General features: G+C 63.1%; 2 protein-coding genes and 1 pseudogene. All 3 read right to left on the bottom strand.

The window, feature by feature from the left end; all coding sequences use genetic code 11:
• Nucleotides 1–639: pseudogene (locus tag NQJ30_RS18820) on the bottom strand (glucose-6-phosphate dehydrogenase); the annotation flags it as partial.
• A 45-nt stretch (nt 640–684) separates the two neighbouring features.
• Nucleotides 685–900 (bottom strand): hypothetical protein, encoded by a 216-nt coding sequence (locus NQJ30_RS18815; protein WP_164204625.1) that lies wholly within the window; start codon nt 898–900, stop codon nt 685–687.
• Between the two features lie 237 nt (nt 901–1,137).
• Nucleotides 1,138–1,297 (bottom strand): orotidine 5'-phosphate decarboxylase / HUMPS family protein (locus NQJ30_RS18810; RefSeq protein ID WP_255771844.1); only part of this gene is annotated, 160 nt, incomplete at its 5' end.

Here is a 1,297-nt window from a genome sequence, read left to right as displayed (position 1 = left end):
ATGATCAATCCGGAACACCGCGTCCGGCGGGAACACCGACTCAACAATCTCATTCAACGCCCGGGCGGAGTCCAGGTCATGCCCGAACGGCTTCTCGATCACCACCCGCCGCCACTTCTGCCCGTCAGCCTGCGCCAGACCATGCTTGGAGAGCTGCCGGCAGACCTGCTCAAACGCCTTCGGCGGAATCGAAAGATAAAACGCGTGATTCCCCCGCGTCCCGCGGTGCTCATCCAACTCCGCGATCGTGTCCCCGAGACGCTCAAACGCGTCATCATCATCGAACTCGCCCCGCACAAAACGGATCCCCTCCGCGAGCTGGTTCCACACCGCCTCATCAAACGGCGTCCGCGCCGACGCCACCACCGCGGCCTTCACCTGCGCGGCGAACTCCGCATCATCCCACTCACGCCGGCCGAACCCGACCAACGCGAAACTCGGCGGCAACAACCCCCGGTTCGCCAGATCATACACCGCCGGCATCAACTTCTTCCGCGCCAAATCCCCCGTCACCCCAAACAACACCAACGACGACGGACCCGCAATCCGATTCAAACGACGATCCCGCGGATCCCGCAGCGGATTGACGCCCGACTTGCGCACGGGTGTCGCACTTGAATCAACGTAGGTGAGTGGCATGGTGGCTTCTAACTTTCGACAGGGGATGCGGCCGCAGACCGGGGCTTAGGAGAGGATCTGCTCGCGCGTCTCACCGTAGGGAACGGTGTCGCTGAGGGCGAGGGTGTACCGGCTGGGCGTATGGCGGGTGACCAGAATGCCTGAATAGCAGTGGGGCCTGGCGACCTGCCGGAGGGTGGCCTCAGCATCGTCGAGTAACTCGTAAAGGCGGCTTGGCTCGGTAACAACTACTTCTAAATTGTGTGTGGCCTGACTACGCATGATGAACAGTTCCTTTCCATGGGTTTATGTGCGCCCATGCGCCAACCCCGCATCGTTGGGGTGTTGTGTTTCTGGAATTGGATTCAGCACGGAACTGTACTGCCCGCGGTGACGTATCTCCGCGGGCAGTACAGGAAAGACAATCCGGGCTGCAGCCCCCAATCAGAAGGTCCTGCAGCCCGGCGGCGGCGTCCAGCGACTGTTGGGAGTGCGGGACGCCACCGTCTACCGGCTGGGTTAGTTGATTGCGGCGCGGAGCTGCTTGGCTGCCAGTGCGGGATCGGCTGCGCTGTAGATGGCGCCGCCGGCGACGGCGACGTCAGCGCCGGCCTTCTGGACATCGCCGATGGTGGCAACCTTCACGCCGCCGGCCACGGAGAACGGGACGCGGGCTTCT

The sequence above is a fragment of the Pseudarthrobacter sulfonivorans genome, from assembly GCF_024391045.1.
Taxonomy (GTDB): Bacteria; Actinomycetota; Actinomycetes; order Actinomycetales; family Micrococcaceae; genus Arthrobacter; species Arthrobacter sulfonivorans_B.
The sequence above is the reverse complement of the archived record's forward strand: the minus strand, read 5'-3'. Positions and strand labels throughout refer to the sequence as shown.

Bases quoted from the DNA above. Each gene is read 5' to 3' on its own strand.
- NQJ30_RS18815 (WP_164204625.1), bottom strand. From the start codon at position 900: ATGCGTAGTCAGGCCACACACAATTTAGAAGTAGTTGTTACCGAGCCA.